The following is a 14,788-nucleotide window of genomic DNA, read 5'->3' on the forward strand; positions in this document are numbered from 1 at the left end:
AATCGGCGGGGCCTTTTCTTTTTAGCCCTCCGCGCGCAGCCGCTCAGCCGCCCATGATCCGCTTGCGCCGTTCCTTCATGCGCGCATCCGCCCGCGCGGTGCCATCGTGGAACGACCCGAACAGCTTGTCCCACGGCACCTCGAGCGAGCCGTAATTGCATTCGAAATAGCGGTGATGCATCTGGTGATGGAACGTGCCCAGCTTCAGGCGGTTCTCATCCTTGATCGCCACCCCCTCGAACCCGCAATGCGTGGTGGCCGCCGTCAGCGTCAGATATTGCATGTGATAGAGGATATGCACCGGATGCGCGGCAACGACCCAGTGAATCAGCACCGATCCAAGGAAGATCGCGTGCTCCACCGGATGCATCGACAGCCCCGACCATGGCCCGACATTGATGTTGCGATGATGCAGCGCATGCACATGCCGATAGAGCACCGGCACATGCAACAGGCGATGAATCCAGTAGAAATAGAAACTCTCCCAGACCGGGATCAGAAAGAACAGCGCCACGAACCACACCGGATGCGCGGCCCATGTCAGAACCGGCGCATACCCGTTGGCCATCGCCCAGAACATCAACACCTCATAGGCCGTCCAGAAAAAGACGCCGCTGCCCAGGGTCCAGAACATGTTGTCGCGAATCTGGCCACCAAGCGTGAACTGCTTGCCGTTCACCATCAAAGGGCGCGGATCGTATTTCAGCCTCTGGCCCTGCGCGGTGAACGTGTAAAAATAAAGGTGCAGCCCGCCCGCAACCAACGTCATCAGACACAGGTTGCGGATATAGAGCTCGGCGATCCAGCCCACCGCCAGCGTCCGGGTCTCCTCGAGCGGTGGCTGAAACCAGTAGAATGACGCCAAGGCAATCCCCACAAGGATCAGCTTTTCCGAGATCAGGAACCACGAATTCCACACCCACCGCAGCATCTCGAGCGGGCGCAGGGGCCATGTGAAAAACGGGGATACGGTCAATGGCAGGGCTGGCTGGTGGTTCCAGCCTTTCACGGGGTCGTCCGACATCCTGGCCTCCTTCGCATGCGGGTCGATGGGTTGCGGCCAAGTATCGCCCGGCGTCATTTATGTGAAAAACAGAAAAAACTTTCTAATTTCCCCTATAAATCCGAGGATACTCCCAGACCGGAGGGCCAGCATGACCGTCAGCTTGAAAGCCATGCGCTATTTCACCGTCGCCCTGCGGCACGGCAACATTTCGCGCGCCGCAACCGAGCTTCGGATCGCCGCCTCGGCGGTGTCCGCCGCCATCGACCAGATCGAGGCGCATTTCCAGCTCAAGCTGGTGACCCGCCAGCGCTCGCGCGGGATCACACCCACCGCCGACGGTCAGGTGATGCTGCGCAAGTTCGCGACGCTGCTGGAAGAGTTCGATACGGTTCTCAAGGATGGCGCGGAATTGAAACGGTCCTTCACCGGGGCTTTGCGTGTCGGGTATTATTCACCCGTCGCTCCGGCGTTTCTGCCGGGGATTCTGTCCAACCTGATGCAGCCCCGCCACGACCTGACCCTGCACCTGCACGAAGGCGACAACGACGCGGTGCAGCTTGGCCTGCACCGCGGCGAATATGATGCGATCCTCTTCGTCTCCGACGCGGCAGCGCCGTGGATCGACCATGACCCGTTGATCGAGGCGCCCGCCTATTGCCTTCTGGCGGCGGATCACCCTCTGGCCGCGCAGCCTGCGATCCATCTTGCCGATCTGCTGGAGGAACCGATCATCACCCTGGACCGGCCTGTGGTCACCGACTATTACAGCCGGCTCTTCGACATGGCAGGACAGCGCCCCAGCATTGTCGCCCATGCCAATTCCACCGAAATGGTCCGCAGCCTTGTGGGCAGCGGCGCGGGCTGCGCGATCCTCAACATGCTGCCGCTGACCGATATCAGCTATGCAGGCAATCGCGTTGTCGCGCGTCCGATCCTCGATCCTCTGCCCACCCTCACCCTGTCGGTCGGCTACAACAAGCAGGCGCCGCGCCGGGCCGTCAGCGAATTCGTCACCCGCTGTCAGTCCTATTTCGCAAATCCCGACGCACTCGTTTCCCGTGCCTGACCGCACGGCGCGTTAACCCTCGCCTGCACCGCCCTCGATACCGACGCGATACCGACGTGATACCGCCGCGATACCGAGGCCGGTTTGGCCTGTTAACCAAGGGCTTTGGCGGTGATTCGCGCCTCTCGCGTGAAAACACCCGCTTGCCCCGGTCCAAAACCTCGGATTAGGTGCCTTCAGCACAACATTCGGACCCCACCATGACCACACCCAGAAAGATCATCGTGATCGGCGCCGGCATCTGCGGCCTCAGCTCCGCGATCTGGCTCCGCCGCGCCGGCCATGACGTCACGCTGGTCGACCGGGACGGACCGGGCGCGGGGGCGTCCTATGGGAACGCGGGCTTGCTGGCGCAATGGGCCATGGTGCCGGTGAACACCCCGGATCTTCTGACTACAGGCTTGAAATACCTTGTAAATCCCAACTCACCGCTGTTCATGCAATGGGGCTATCTGCCCCGGCTTGCGCCTTGGCTCGCGCGCTTCGTGGGCAATGCGAACCCCCGCGATTGCCGCCGCATGATCGACGCGCTGATCCCCATGGTCACCGACAGCGTCGACCAGCATATCGCCCTGACACGCGGCACCCGCGCTGCGAAATGGGTGATTACCAGTGATTTTGGCTATGCCTACCCCTCACGCAAGGCGTTTGACGCAGATGCCTTTGCATGGGGCATCAAGCGCGAAGTGGGCATGGTCCCCACGCTCCATGAAGGACCACAGGTGCAGGAGATCGAGCCGATGCTCGGCCCCTCCGTCGGCTGTCTGGCGGTGCTCGAGGGGCATGGCCATATCGCCGATCCCGGCGCCTACATGGCCGATCTGGCCGAGGTTCTGCGCGATGAAGGCGGCCAGTATTTACAGCGCGAGATCATAGACATAACCCTGACCGACGGGCGCATCACCGGGGTCGAGACCGATCAGGGACCAATGCCTTGCGACCATGCGGTTCTTGCCGCTGGCATCTGGTCGAAACCGCTGATGCGCAAACTGGGGATCAAGGTTCATCTCGAGGCCGAGCGCGGCTATCACCTGCATTTCGTCAACCCCTCGCAGATGCCCCGGCACCCGCTGATGATCTCGGCCGGCAAGTTCGCCGTGAACCCCATGGCCACCGGCCTGCGCTGCGCCGGCACGGTCGAGCTTGGGGGGATCGAAAAAGGCCCCTCCGCCGCCCCTCTCAAACTGATCCGGAGCCATGTAAACAAGGTGTTTCCGGACCTTCGCGCCGATCATGTCGAGGAGTGGATGGGCTTTCGCCCCTCGACGCCGGACAGCCTTCCTTTGGTCGGAGAATTGGGCGGAACGGGTGTCTTTGCCGCCTTCGGTCATCAGCATGTCGGCCTGACTGCCGGCCCCAAGACAGGCCGGATCATCGCCGGGCTGATCGACGGGCAGCGCCCCAACATCGACCTGGCCCCCTACGACGCCAACCGCTTTCACGCATCAGCGCGGTAGCGTTTCACGAAATTCCTCAAGATCCGCTCGGGGGCATGCACCTCGGCGGCGCGGCACATGGCGATCAGATCCTCGGCGGTCTCGGGCGGAAAATATCCCCTGTGCCGGTAGATTTTTATCCTTGTTTCAAAGCCTTGCGCATCCGCCTCGGGATGAAACTGCGTGGCATAGACATGCCGTCCATAGCGCACCATCTGGAACGGACAGGCCGCGGAGTGCACCAGATGCGCGCAGCCCTCGGGCAGCTCTTCAAGCGCCTCCTTGTGGCCGACGAACGCCTGAAACCGATCGGGCATATCCGCCAACAGGGGATCGGCGCGCCCCGCGTCCGTAAGGCTGCAATCCGATGTGCCCACAGGCTCCCCATAGCGGCCCTTGCCGACCGCAGCCTCAAGATGCTTGCCAAGGATCCCGATCCCGTAACAGCAACCCAGAAAAGGAAAATCCCGCTCGGTGATCTGCGGCATCAGGGACAGCACATCGGCTTCGATCCGCGCTTCGATCGGAGATTTTTCCTCGGGCGCATCGCTGACGCAGCCCGGCCCGCCCCCCACGATGACACCGGCATGATCGTCGAGCGACAGATCATTCGGCAGCCGCTGCTGATCAAGGCGGATGCGATGCGCCTCGTCAGGGGTCAGTCCCGCCTTGTGCAGGATTGCCGCGAATTCGTCGTCGGCTGCCTCGGCCTCGGGGCGCAACTGCAGGATAAGAAAGGGTTTCAGCATGGGTTTGTCCGCATAAGGAGCCTGTCTGGTGGCCCGTTTTACCGCCTGCGTCAAGACTGCGGGGGCGGGGAGGGCCATGCGCTTGACGCTGCGCGGCAATAGAATACCCTGCGTCTGAACACAAAATCGACAAGGACAATCCCGATGGCCCATAGCTTTGATCCGGCCTGCGGCAGAGCGCTGCTGGACCAAGGATGCGATGCGTTCAGGCCTTTGGAAAGACTTGATTTTACTTGCAGATATCGCGCCCGCGACCGTGTCCCCGGCAGGGGGAAAACGGCCCCACCGGCGCGCGCGGAGCGCGGGTAGACCCCATGCGGAGATCGCTCAGCCTTGCGGCGTATCTGGCCTATTCCCGTGGGTCTTCTCAGGATATCACTCGCCCCGAGATCGAGCGCCCCCAAGGAGAGCTGATCTGGGCCTATGCTGTCGAGCCGCAGCATGTCGACGCGCTTCAACAACTTGCCGGACGACTGGCAGCACAGCGACCGGGGCTGGTCATGCTGCTGACAACCCCGGACGAACCGATCGAGCAAACGCGCTCGAAAAACGTTCTGAGACAAAGGCTTCCGGCGGATACGACCGCAAATGCAAGGGCGTTTCTCGACCATTGGAAGCCGGATATATGCCTTTGGGCCGGGGGCAACCTGCACCCCGCTTTCATCAGCGTGGCGGATGAAAACGAGGTGCCGCTCTATTTGGTGGACGCGACCGAAGCCTTGCTTGACCACTCGGCTTGGCGCTGGTTTCCCGACCTGCCGCGCGCACTGCTGGAACGGTTCGCGCTGATCATGGCGCGATCGGCCACGACTGTCCGCTTTCTCAATCGTATTGGCGTGAAGGACACCGAGGTTTTGGTCACCGGCCCGTTTCAGGAAGGCGCCATCGCCCTGAATTACAACGAGTCCGACCGCGAAGAGATGGCGTCGCTGCTGCGCGGTCGGCCTGTATGGCTGGGCGCAATGATCCAGCCAAGCGAATTGGACGCGATCATGGAAACGCACCGGGTGGTCAGCCGCCTGGCGCACCGGGCTTTGCTGGTGGTCGTGCCGGATGATCCGGCTGACGGGCCGCGTTTCAAGACCCGCCTGCAAGAGAAGGGCTGGCGGGTTGCGGTGTGGTCGGAAGGGGCCATGCCCGAGGAAACGACACAGATTTTGCTGGCGGATACCTTTGGTGAAATGGGGTTGTGGTATCGGCTTGCGCCGATCACCTTTATGGGCAGCTCGCTGGAAAGCGGGCAATGGGGGCGCGATCCGAATGAGCCGGCGGCGCATGGATCGGCGATCCTGTATGGGCCGAACGTGCGGCGGTACCTGTCGAGCTACTCGCGGTTCGCGGAGGCCGGAGCGGCGAGAATCGTCAAGGATTCTGAGACGTTGGCGGCGGCGGTGCAGAGGTTGATCGCGCCGGACCAATCGGCGGCGATGGCGCATGCGGCATGGGACGTGGCCTCGCAAGGCTCTGAAGTCACTGACAAAATCATGGATCTCGTGCAGGATACGCTTGATGTGATGGGGGCAAGGTGATGCGCGCGCCGGATTTCTGGTTCACGGACCCCGACACACCGGCGCTGAAAGCGCGGGTCCTGGCGCCCCTGGGCGCGCTTTACGCCACCGCAACGGCCCGGAGAGTTGCCGCGAAACCGAAATATTTTCCTGCAATTCCAGTTATTTGCGTGGGCAATATCAATGCGGGCGGCACGGGAAAGACCCCGACGGTCATAGCGCTTGTCCAACAGTTGCAGGCGATGGGCAAAACGGTGCATGTGATCTCGCGCGGGCATGGCGGAACGCTGGATGGACCCGTGGAGGTGGACGAAAAAACCCATACATCCCAAGAGGTTGGGGATGAACCCCTGCTGATTTCGGCCTTCACGAGAATATGGGTCGGGAAGGACCGGGCGGCGGCTGCGAAGGCGGCGGAACTGGCCGGGGCGGATGTGATCGTGATGGATGACGGACACCAGAACCCGTTGATAAAAAAGGATATATCTATCATCGTGGTGGATGCGGTGCAGGGTTTTGGCAATGGGCGCTGCATTCCGGCAGGGCCATTGCGCGAACCGGTGGCCAAGGGGCTGGCGCGGGCGGATGCCGTCTTGTCGATCGGGCCGAAGGCGGCGCAGGAGAGCTTTGTCGACAGATGGGGCAAGGCGATCGCTGTGCCGCATGTCAAAGGCCGTCTGGCACCGCTGCAAACCGGAATGGACTGGACCGGGACGCGCTTTCTGGCCTTTGCGGGCATCGGCAATCCCGCGAAATTCTTTGCGACTTTACAAGGGCTTGGAGGGGAGGTCGCCCGCGCGGAGGCGCTGGAGGACCATCAGCCGCTGACCCAGGCGCTGATGATGCGGCTGGAGGCCGAAGCCAAGCTGATCCATGCCCAACTGGTCACCACCGAGAAGGATGCGGTGCGGCTTCCGGCGGAGTTTCGCAAGAAGGTTCTGACGCTTCCCGTGCGGCTGGAGCTGGAGGATTGGACCCCGCTGGAGGAGGTACTGGCGCGGGTCGGGCTGCGGCAGGCATAGATGTGTATGTTTGGTACGAAACCTACACGCGTTCAGGACGACCTGCGGAGGGATTTCCGGAATTTGTGTCCATCCCGTACACAAATCACCCGGCTCAGCCCTCGCCGGGGTGGCGCGACATGCCGCGTTCGATCGCCATCACGAGGGCCAGACCGGTGCGGGTGCGGGCCGTGAGTTCGATCGCACCGAACATGCAGACATCGGCGCACAGACCGCAATGCCCACAGCGATCAGCCCCCCGCAGAACCGGGTAGCCATCCGGATCGAGCGACAGGGTCGAGGCCGGGCACACCGAGACGCAATCACCGCATCCGGTGCAGCGCGCTGCAAGGCCGTCTTCGGAACGCGCACCGGGAGGGCGCGGCGGACGGCGACGGGCAGTCGGAATGGGATCGGGGGATATGTGATCTTCGGGTGTGTGATCGTCGGTACGCAGCATGGTGCCCTCATATCAGGACGGACGCCGGAACCGGATCAGGTTGCACGCGGGGAGGAGACGGGACGTTATCCGAAACAGGCGCAATAACCCAAGGTAAACCGAATCGGCGCCGGTGCTTTTGATCTGAGTCAATGTGGCGTCGGCAGTGCAGCGGTGTCAGCCGTCTTCGTTCAGTCGCGGCGAGGGGCGGACAAGCGCCAGCTCGGCGCCGGAAAACCGGAACGGCGAGCGCACACCGGGCACGCCGTCAAGCTCGACCTTCATGCCGCGGGCCTTGATCTGCGGGTCTTCGAAGACCTCGGCCAGATCGTTGATCGGACCAGCGGGCACGCCCTGTTCCTCGCAGGCGGCCAGAAGATCTGCCTTGGAAAAGTGTTTCGTGCGTTCCGTTAGCAAATCATCAAGCTTTTTGCGGTTGGATACACGGGCGGGATTGGTCGCGTAGTCCGGATCATCGGCCAGATCGGGACAGCCCAAAAGCGCACAGAACCGGGTGAATTGCGCGTCGTTGCCCACGGCGATGATGATGAACCCATCGGCGCAGTCGAAGACCTGATAGGGAGAGAGATTGGGATGAAAATTTCCAAGACGGCCCGGCGGCGTGCCGGTGGACAGGTAGTTCATCGCCTGATTGGCGGTGATCGATACCGCCACGTCCAGCAACGCCATGTCGATATGCTGCCCCTTGCCGGTGGCGCCGCGCTGGTGCAGCGCAGCAAGGATCGCGGTGGTGGCATAGACCCCGGTGAAGACATCGGTGACGGCGACGCCCACCTTGGTGGGCTGGCCATCCGGATCGCCGGTGATCGACATGAGGCCCGACATGCCCTGAATGATGTAATCGTATCCCGCGCGATGCGCGTAGGGCCCGTCCTGACCGAAGCCGGTGATCGAGCAATAGATCAGGCCGGGATTGATCGCGGCGAGGCTGTCGTAATCAAGGCCATATTTCGCAAGACCGCCGACCTTGAAATTCTCGATCACGATATCGGCGTCGCGGATGATGTCGCGCAGATGCGCCTGCCCTTCGGGCGTGCGGAAATCCACCGCGACACTGGCCTTGCCGCGATTGGTGGAATGGAAATAGGCGGCGGAGCGATCACCGTCGCGCTCGATGAAGGGCGGGCCCCATTGGCGGGTGTCATCGCCAGCGGGGCTTTCGATCTTGATTACCTCGGCACCCAGATCGGCAAGGGTCTGGCCGGCCCAGGGACCGGCCAGGATACGGGCGAGTTCGACAACCTTGAGGCCGGCGAGTGGTGCGCTCATCAGTTGCCCAGCTTCTCGTCGATGATCGCCTTCAGGTCGGCATAGGCAATGTTGGAGTATTTCTGGCCATTGATGACAAGCGTCGGCGTCGAGGTGACGTCATCGGCTTCGGCATTCTTCTGGTACCATGCCACCAGTGTCTTGGCCTTGTCCTGATCGGCGAGACATTCCTCGATGCGGTCCTCGTCCAGACCGGCGACCTTGCCGATGCGGCGCAATTCATTGGCGATGCCCACCGGATCACCCTTGCCGACCCAGTCCTTCTGCTTTTCATAAAGCATTGCGGTCAGGCCAAAGAACCGATCCTGCCCATCGCAGCGCGCCAGCATCGAGGCCCAGAGGCCGAAGCGGTCGAAAAAAACATCGCGGTAGATGAAGTTGATCTTGCCGGTGTCGATATAGTCGGACTTGAGCTGCTTGAACTGACCGCCGTGAAAATCGGCGCAATGCGGGCAGGTGAACGAGGCGTATTCGATCACGGTGACCGCTGCATCGGGATTGCCGATCGACATTTCGGTGATCGTGGAGGTGTCGATCTCGGAGGCTTCCTGCGCATTGGCGGCGAAGGTGAGATCGGGCGGAGTGGTGCTGCCGGAGGTCAGCCACCAGCCGGCACCGGCGACGAGGGCGAGACAGAGGGCCGCGATTGCGGTCAGTCGGGTCATGCGTGATCCCTTTCGGTTTTGTCAGCGTTTGGATCTGGATAGAACGTTCCGCCCCAGGGCTTCAAGCGCCGATCTGAGACCGGCATCGCCGATCGGGGCGGCCAGATCGGCGGCGCGGGCCTGCGTTTGCGGATCGGGGGCGGGTTTTTCCGGCTTGGCGGGGCGGTGTTGAAAGCTGGCCTGCCCTTCGGCGAAGCCGGTGGGCGCGGTCTGGGTCACCCGGATGCGGGCGATGGCGTTATAGCCATACACAGCGTTGACCTTGTCGCGCAGGGTTTCCTTCTGCATCTCGAGCATGGGGGCCTGCGCGCCGGTGGTCAGCACCGTCAGGGTCGCCCCCAACCCCTGCCGGGTGTAGGAGATGTTGACGGGCCGGGCGATGGCGGCGATATCCTCGCCCACGATTTCGGGCCAATGGGTGAGCAGCCGGGTCTGTGCGAAGCCACGGGTTTCCGAGGCATGGCGGATGCGCCCCTGCACAAGCTGTGCGGTGCGCTTGAAACCCCGTGTCGTGCTTTCGCGCCTTGTCATGCTGGCTTCCTCGACTTGCCCGCTATCTTAAGGCATGTGTCGGCTCTTGCCAGCCGGAAAGCCGAAGGTGGAGATAAAGAATGCGTGACAGCGATGGGTGACGGGCCGGATCCCGCCGATCTTCTGGCGTGGTATGACGCGCATGCGCGCGATCTCCCGTGGCGGGTGGCGCCGGCGGCGCGGTTGGCGGGCACGCGGCCTGATCCCTATCGGGTGTGGCTGTCCGAGGTGATGCTGCAACAAACGACGGTGGCGGCGGTGCGCGCCTATTTCGAGCGGTTCACGGCGCTCTGGCCCACAGTCGAGGCGCTGGCGGCCGCGCCCGATGCGCAGGTAATGGGCGAATGGGCGGGGCTTGGCTATTACGCGCGGGCGCGCAACCTTCTGAAATGCGCGCGTGTGGTGGCCGAGGATCATGGCGGGCGCTTTCCCGAAACGCGCGAGGCGCTGATGGCGCTGCCCGGGATCGGCCCCTATACCGGGGCCGCGATCGCGGCCATCGCCTTTGACGCGCCCGAGGTGGTGGTGGACGGCAATGTCGAGCGGGTGATGGCGCGGGTGCACGACATCCGCACGCCGCTGCCTGCCGCCAAGCCCGAACTGGTCCGCGCCGCCGCTGCGCTGACGCCCAAACGTCGGCCGGGATGTCATGCGCAGGCGGTGATGGACCTCGGTGCCACGGTCTGCACGCCGCGCGCGCCGGCCTGCGGGATCTGCCCCTGGTGGGGGGCCTGTGCGGCGCGCAAGGCCGGGGTGCAGGCCGAGTTGCCGCACAAGACCCCGAAAAAGCCCAAACCCCTGCGCTTCGGCATCGCCTATGTGGCACGGCGTGCCGATGGCGCCTGGCTGCTGGAAACCCGCCCCGACAAGGGGCTTCTGGGCGGGATGCTGGGCTGGCCCGGGAGCGACTGGACCGAAAGCGCGCCGATCCCCGCCCCACCGATCGAGGCGGATTGGACCGAGCTCGGCGAAGAGGCGCGCCATACCTTCACGCATTTCCATCTGCGGCTGGCGATCAAGGTGGCGCATGTCCCGCAGAACGCCGCCCCGCTGAGGGGCGCCTTCACCCCCGCCACCGCGTTCCGCCCTTCGGATCTGCCCACCGTGATGCGCAAGGTGTTTGATCTTGCCCGGTCAAGTCTGAAACACTAATTGATCCCCGTGCCGTTCGAGTATCTCATGCCATGACGGGAGCCTATGCATGACCACGTTGCGAACCCTTCCAGCCGACAAGGTGGCACAGGTCCGGCGCGCCCTGCCGTTCTGGCTGTCGCTGGTGCTGGTGCCGCTGGCCATTATCGGCGCGCTGCATGGCGGCTGGACGGTGCTTTTGCTGCCGCTCGTGACCTGGTATTTCTTTTCGATCCTAGATGCGATCCTGGGCCTCAACCTCGACAATGCCGATCCTTCAACCGACGAAGGCAAGCTGACATGGTACAGGGCGATCACCCTGATCTGGGCGCCGCTGCAATTCGGTCTGTTGTTCTGGATGATCTGGTATGTGGCCGGGCCGGGCGACGCGCATCTGTCGGTGGTGGAAACCCTGCTGCTGTTCTTCGGCATGGGGGTGATTTCCGGCACGGTCGGCATCAATTATTCCCATGAGCTCATGCATCAGAAAGACCGCCGCGAACGGTTGCTGGGCGATCTGCTGCTGTCCATGGTGCTTTATTCCCACTTCCGGTCCGAGCATCTGCGGGTGCATCACATTCATGTGGGCACACCAAGCGACCCGGTAACCGCGCGCTACAACGAGGGGTTCTATCGCTTCTTTCCAAGGGTTCTGCGGCAATCGCTGCTGTCGGCCTTCCGGGCCGAGCGGGCGTTTCTGGCGCGCAAGGGGCTGCCCTGGCATGATCGGCGCAACCCGTTCTGGCGCTACTGGGCGCTGCAGGGGGTGATGCTGACGCTGGCCGCGCTGCTTGGCGGATGGGTCGGGCTGGGGCTGTTCCTGTGGCAGGCCGTCGTCGCGATCTGGCAGCTGGAACTGGTCAATTACATCGAGCATTACGGGCTGACGCGGCGGCATCTGGGAGGCGGCAAATACGAGCATGTGAAACCGCATCACAGCTGGAACGCGTCCCACAAGGCGTCGAACTGGCTGCTCATCAACCTGCAGCGCCATTCGGACCATCATTACAAGCCCGACCGCCGCTTTCCGCTGCTCCAGACTTATGCCGAGGACGAGGCACCGCAACTGCCCTATGGCTATCCGATCATGACCATGGCCGCGATGGTGCCGGCGATCTGGCGGCGGGTGATGAACCCACGGGTGCGCCGGTGGCGCAAGACCTATTACCCCGAGATCACCGACTGGGCGCCCTACAACAAGGCGCTCAACCCCGCGCCACGCTGATCAGCGCACCAGTACCGGTGCGGCGCGCTGATGGCTGCCCTGTTCGATCGCGGTCAGGATGAAATCCGCCACATCGGCGCGCGGGATGATGCCGTTGCGCCACTCTTCCGGCGCGCTCAGCACGCGGTAGCGCCCGGTGCCGCGGTTCGAGGTCAGGATACCCGGACGCACGATGGTCCAGTCCAGATCGCTCGCCTCGATCATCGCCTCCTGCCGGGACTTGTCGTCATAGGCCCGCCCCATGATCGCCTTGAAGGGCAGCTTTTCCAGCGCGCTCAGGGCCGTGCGGCTGCGCCCCGCGCCAAACCCCGTCACCGCCACAAGACGGCGCGGCCCGCGCGCCTGCATCAGCGGCAAGAGCGCCTCGGTCGCAGTGGAAAAGAGGTTCACGGGCTTGAGTACGAACCGGAAATCCTTGGCCACGCCAAGGGCCAGCACCACCGCCTCGACCCCGTCGAGCGCAGCTTCAAGATCGCGCGCATCGGTTGCGTCGCCCGGCATCTTCTCAAGGCCCGGATCGTCGATGGCGATGGCCTCGGCCCCGCGCGCCATCGCACGGATGCGGTGGCCACGCGCGAGCCCCTGCCGAACCACCTCGAGCCCGATCCCACGGCTTGCCCCGATCACCAGAATATGCGCCATGTGATGCCCTCCTGAAGGATGCGCCTGTGGGACACATAGGGCAGGATGACGCGATGTCCCGTGGCGGGGCTGTCTGTTTCTTCTGGCCAAAAATATCCCGGGGAGCGCGAGGGGCTGGCCCCTCGCCCCGGGCTGACATCGCGCGCCCCACGCCGGCCCATCCGGGCGCTCACGAAAAAAGCCCCGCCACAAGGGCGGGGCACGAGGTAGATGCCCGTGATGTCAGGCCACAGGCACCGGCGGTGTTGGAAAAATCAGTTGGGGCGATCGGCCATTTCGGCGCGGATCTGCTGGCGCAGGATGTCGATCGGCACGGTCTTGCCGTCGCGCTTGAAGCACCAGTAGGTCCAGCCGTTGCAGCTTGGCGCGCCTTCGAGGGCGGCGCCGACCTGATGGATCGAACCCTTGACGTCATCGCCGATCAGCGTGCCGTCGGCGCGCACCTTGGCCTTGTGACGCCCGTTCATGCTCAGCAATTCCTCGCCCGGGCGCAGCATGCCGCGCTCGACCAGCTGGCCGAAGGGAACGCGCGGCTCGGCGCGTTTCGAGGTCGACACCTCAAGTGCCGCGCGGTCGAATTTGCGGATGCCGGCGAGGCGCTTTTCGGCCACCTTGCGATAGGCGGCCTCGCGTTCGATGCCGATATAGTCGCGGCCCAGCATCTTGGCGACAGCGCCCGTGGTGCCGGTGCCGAAGAACGGATCGAGCACCACATCGCCGGGATTGGTCGAGCCGACCAGCACGCGGTGCAGCAGGCTTTCGGGTTTCTGGGTGGGGTGGGCCTTGTCGCCGTGTTCGTCCTTGAGCCGCTCGTGACCCGTGCAGATCGGCAGCACCCAGTCCGAGCGCATCTGCACGCCGTCGTTGAGCGATTTGAGCGCCTCGTAATTGAAGGTGTATTTCGCGCCTTCCTGCTTGCTGGCCCAGATCATCGTCTCATGCGCGTTGGTCAGCCGCTTGCCCCGGAAATTGGGCATCGGGTTGGATTTGCGCCAGACCACGTCATTGAGGATCCAGAACCCGGCATTCTGCAGAGCGGCGCCCACCCGGAAGATGTTGTGATAGGACCCGATCACCCAGATCGCACCGTTCGGCTTGAGCAGACGGCGCGCGGCATTGAGCCAGTCATTGGTGAAGCAGTCATAGACCTCGAAACTGGCGAATTGGTCCCAGGCGTCATCGACCGCGTCGACGGCGCTGTTGTCGGGGCGGTGAAGATCGCCACGCAATTGCAGGTTATAGGGGGGATCGGCAAAGATCAGGTCAATGGAGCCTTCGGGAAGGCTGTTCATCACCTCGATGCAATCGCCGTCGAGAATCGTGTTGAGCGGAAGCGCGGCTGCGCCTGTCGACTTGGTCTTCGTTTTCATGTTCTGCCTCTGGTCCCCGGCGCTTATGCGCTCTGGTTCGTTGGGACCAAGATGAGTCAAAGCCGAATCGCCGTCAAATTCTTTTTTGAATCAGGTACTTACAGTTTTGTCTTGATACAAGATATTGTGGACGGGTTTGAACGAACGTCTATGGTGAGGGGTCAGCCCAATATTTTGAAGCGCCGCGATGTGGCTTTTGGACGGGTATCCGGCGTTCGTCTCCCAGCCATAGCCGGGGAACTGTTGCGCCAAATCCCACATGATCCGATCGCGGGTGATTTTGGCCACGATCGAGGCCGCCGCAATGGACAGGGATTTGCCGTCGCCCTTGACCACGGCCTGGGCCGGGATCTGCAGGCCACGGGGGATCAGGTTGCCGTCGATCAGCGCCATGTCGGGCGGTGTGGCCAGCCCCGCAATCGCCCGTTCCATCGCCAGATGCGAGGCGCGCAGGATGTTGAGCTTGTCGATCTCTTCGACCGAGGCATGGGCGATGGAGACCTCGGCCATGCCGAGGATCGCGTCATGCAGCACAGCGCGGCGTTTGGCGGTCAGGCGTTTGGAATCGTTGAGACCCTCGGGGATGCGCAAGATGTCCAGCACCACCGCCGCCGCCGTGACAGGCCCGGCCAGCGGGCCGCGGCCCACCTCGTCCACGCCGGCGACGCGCAGATGGCCTGCGGCATGGGCGGCGGTTTCGAGGGTGAAATCGGGAAGGGTGCTCATGGC

General features: G+C 63.3%; 15 protein-coding genes. 6 read left to right on the forward strand and 9 right to left on the reverse strand.

Annotated features, from left to right (window positions below; genetic code table 11):
• Positions 1 to 43: 43 nt before the first annotated feature.
• On the reverse strand, positions 44 to 1,024 hold the full coding sequence (locus RAZWK3B_RS00170) for a sterol desaturase family protein (protein WP_037294871.1): 981 nt from the start codon (positions 1,022 to 1,024) through the stop codon (positions 44 to 46).
• Positions 1,025 to 1,154: 130 nt separating this feature from the next.
• Between RAZWK3B_RS00170 and RAZWK3B_RS00175 the strand changes: the two genes are divergently transcribed.
• The gene (locus RAZWK3B_RS00175) at positions 1,155 to 2,072 is read left to right on the forward strand and encodes a LysR family transcriptional regulator (RefSeq protein ID WP_007811075.1); all 918 of its coding nucleotides are present in this window, start codon (positions 1,155 to 1,157) and stop codon (positions 2,070 to 2,072) included.
• Between the two features lie 200 nt (positions 2,073 to 2,272).
• Positions 2,273 to 3,529, forward strand: a complete 1,257-nt coding sequence (locus RAZWK3B_RS00180) for an NAD(P)/FAD-dependent oxidoreductase (RefSeq protein WP_007811076.1) — start codon at positions 2,273 to 2,275, stop codon at positions 3,527 to 3,529.
• On the opposite strand, the gene RAZWK3B_RS00185 is transcribed toward RAZWK3B_RS00180, so the two are convergent.
• The gene (locus RAZWK3B_RS00185; protein WP_157132127.1) at positions 3,511 to 4,254 is read right to left on the reverse strand and encodes a glutamine amidotransferase; all 744 of its coding nucleotides are present in this window, start codon (positions 4,252 to 4,254) and stop codon (positions 3,511 to 3,513) included. The two genes, RAZWK3B_RS00180 and RAZWK3B_RS00185, sit on opposite strands and share 19 nt — an antisense overlap.
• Positions 4,255 to 4,571: 317 nt before the next feature.
• Here RAZWK3B_RS00185 and RAZWK3B_RS00190 point away from each other — a divergent pair, with 317 nt between their 5' ends.
• Both RAZWK3B_RS00190 and lpxK read left to right on the forward strand, forming a co-directional pair.
• Positions 4,572 to 5,786 carry a 3-deoxy-D-manno-octulosonic acid transferase gene (locus RAZWK3B_RS00190; protein WP_007811078.1) on the forward strand — a complete coding sequence of 405 codons (1,215 nt, stop codon included), beginning with the start codon at positions 4,572 to 4,574 and terminating at the stop codon, positions 5,784 to 5,786.
• Entirely contained in the window at positions 5,786 to 6,787 is a 1,002-nt protein-coding gene (gene lpxK, locus RAZWK3B_RS00195) for a tetraacyldisaccharide 4'-kinase (RefSeq protein WP_007811079.1), read from the forward strand. The genes RAZWK3B_RS00190 and lpxK overlap by 1 nt, the downstream gene beginning before the upstream one ends.
• Positions 6,788 to 6,881: 94 nt before the next feature.
• On the opposite strand, the gene RAZWK3B_RS00200 is transcribed toward lpxK, so the two are convergent.
• From RAZWK3B_RS00200 to RAZWK3B_RS00215, 4 genes are all read right to left on the reverse strand, one after another.
• Positions 6,882 to 7,226, reverse strand: a complete 345-nt coding sequence (locus RAZWK3B_RS00200) for an ATP-binding protein (protein WP_007811080.1) — start codon at positions 7,224 to 7,226, stop codon at positions 6,882 to 6,884.
• 156 nt (positions 7,227 to 7,382) lie between these two features.
• On the reverse strand, positions 7,383 to 8,495 hold the full coding sequence (locus tag RAZWK3B_RS00205) for a CaiB/BaiF CoA transferase family protein (protein ID WP_007811081.1): 1,113 nt from the start codon (positions 8,493 to 8,495) through the stop codon (positions 7,383 to 7,385).
• Positions 8,495 to 9,160: a DsbA family protein gene (locus tag RAZWK3B_RS00210; RefSeq protein ID WP_007811082.1), complete on the reverse strand. Its 666-nt coding sequence runs from the start codon at positions 9,158 to 9,160 to the stop codon at positions 8,495 to 8,497. Before RAZWK3B_RS00210 ends, RAZWK3B_RS00205 begins: the two co-directional genes overlap by 1 nt.
• 21 nt (positions 9,161 to 9,181) lie before the next feature.
• Complete coding sequence (locus tag RAZWK3B_RS00215; RefSeq protein ID WP_007811083.1) at positions 9,182 to 9,691, reverse strand: DUF721 domain-containing protein; 510 nt, start codon at positions 9,689 to 9,691, stop codon at positions 9,182 to 9,184.
• Between the two features lie 93 nt (positions 9,692 to 9,784).
• Between RAZWK3B_RS00215 and RAZWK3B_RS00220 the strand changes: the two genes are divergently transcribed.
• Together RAZWK3B_RS00220 and RAZWK3B_RS00225 are read left to right on the forward strand one after the other, a co-directional pair.
• The gene (locus RAZWK3B_RS00220) at positions 9,785 to 10,843 is read left to right on the forward strand and encodes an A/G-specific adenine glycosylase (protein WP_007811084.1); all 1,059 of its coding nucleotides are present in this window, start codon (positions 9,785 to 9,787) and stop codon (positions 10,841 to 10,843) included.
• A 49-nt stretch (positions 10,844 to 10,892) separates the two neighbouring features.
• A complete protein-coding gene (locus RAZWK3B_RS00225; RefSeq protein ID WP_007811085.1) occupies positions 10,893 to 12,047 on the forward strand; it encodes an alkane 1-monooxygenase in 1,155 nt (384 codons plus the stop codon).
• Here the strand turns inward: RAZWK3B_RS00225 and RAZWK3B_RS00230 are convergent, their stop codons facing one another.
• The 3 genes from RAZWK3B_RS00230 to rnhB form a co-directional block, all read right to left on the reverse strand.
• Positions 12,048 to 12,689, reverse strand: a complete 642-nt coding sequence (locus RAZWK3B_RS00230; RefSeq protein ID WP_007811087.1) for an NAD(P)-dependent oxidoreductase — start codon at positions 12,687 to 12,689, stop codon at positions 12,048 to 12,050.
• Between the two features lie 254 nt (positions 12,690 to 12,943).
• Positions 12,944 to 14,059 (reverse strand): site-specific DNA-methyltransferase, encoded by a 1,116-nt coding sequence (locus RAZWK3B_RS00235; RefSeq protein ID WP_007811089.1) that lies wholly within the window; start codon positions 14,057 to 14,059, stop codon positions 12,944 to 12,946.
• A 90-nt stretch (positions 14,060 to 14,149) separates the two neighbouring features.
• Positions 14,150 to 14,785, reverse strand: a complete 636-nt coding sequence (gene rnhB, locus RAZWK3B_RS00240; RefSeq protein WP_007811090.1) for a ribonuclease HII — start codon at positions 14,783 to 14,785, stop codon at positions 14,150 to 14,152.
• Positions 14,786 to 14,788 lie beyond the last annotated feature (3 nt).

The organism is Roseobacter sp. AzwK-3b (assembly GCF_000170875.1).
Taxonomy (GTDB): Bacteria; Pseudomonadota; Alphaproteobacteria; order Rhodobacterales; family Rhodobacteraceae; genus Roseovarius; species Roseovarius litoreus.

What these genes read in the sequence shown, in the direction of transcription:
- RAZWK3B_RS00170 (WP_037294871.1), bottom strand. Translation starts at nt 1,024, where the DNA reads ATGTCGGACGACCCCGTGAAAGGCTGGAACCACCAGCCAGCCCTGCCA.
- RAZWK3B_RS00175 (WP_007811075.1), top strand. Translation starts at nt 1,155, where the DNA reads ATGACCGTCAGCTTGAAAGCCATGCGCTATTTCACCGTCGCCCTGCGG.
- RAZWK3B_RS00180 (WP_007811076.1), top strand. Translation starts at nt 2,273, where the DNA reads ATGACCACACCCAGAAAGATCATCGTGATCGGCGCCGGCATCTGCGGC.
- RAZWK3B_RS00190 (WP_007811078.1), top strand. Translation starts at nt 4,572, where the DNA reads ATGCGGAGATCGCTCAGCCTTGCGGCGTATCTGGCCTATTCCCGTGGG.
- lpxK (WP_007811079.1), top strand. Translation starts at nt 5,786, where the DNA reads ATGCGCGCGCCGGATTTCTGGTTCACGGACCCCGACACACCGGCGCTG.
- RAZWK3B_RS00200 (WP_007811080.1), bottom strand. Translation starts at nt 7,226, where the DNA reads ATGCTGCGTACCGACGATCACACACCCGAAGATCACATATCCCCCGAT.
- RAZWK3B_RS00205 (WP_007811081.1), bottom strand. Translation starts at nt 8,495, where the DNA reads ATGAGCGCACCACTCGCCGGCCTCAAGGTTGTCGAACTCGCCCGTATC.
- RAZWK3B_RS00210 (WP_007811082.1), bottom strand. Translation starts at nt 9,160, where the DNA reads ATGACCCGACTGACCGCAATCGCGGCCCTCTGTCTCGCCCTCGTCGCC.
- RAZWK3B_RS00215 (WP_007811083.1), bottom strand. Translation starts at nt 9,691, where the DNA reads ATGACAAGGCGCGAAAGCACGACACGGGGTTTCAAGCGCACCGCACAG.
- RAZWK3B_RS00220 (WP_007811084.1), top strand. Translation starts at nt 9,785, where the DNA reads ATGGGTGACGGGCCGGATCCCGCCGATCTTCTGGCGTGGTATGACGCG.
- RAZWK3B_RS00225 (WP_007811085.1), top strand. Translation starts at nt 10,893, where the DNA reads ATGACCACGTTGCGAACCCTTCCAGCCGACAAGGTGGCACAGGTCCGG.
- RAZWK3B_RS00230 (WP_007811087.1), bottom strand. Translation starts at nt 12,689, where the DNA reads ATGGCGCATATTCTGGTGATCGGGGCAAGCCGTGGGATCGGGCTCGAG.
- RAZWK3B_RS00235 (WP_007811089.1), bottom strand. Translation starts at nt 14,059, where the DNA reads ATGAAAACGAAGACCAAGTCGACAGGCGCAGCCGCGCTTCCGCTCAAC.
- rnhB (WP_007811090.1), bottom strand. Translation starts at nt 14,785, where the DNA reads ATGAGCACCCTTCCCGATTTCACCCTCGAAACCGCCGCCCATGCCGCA.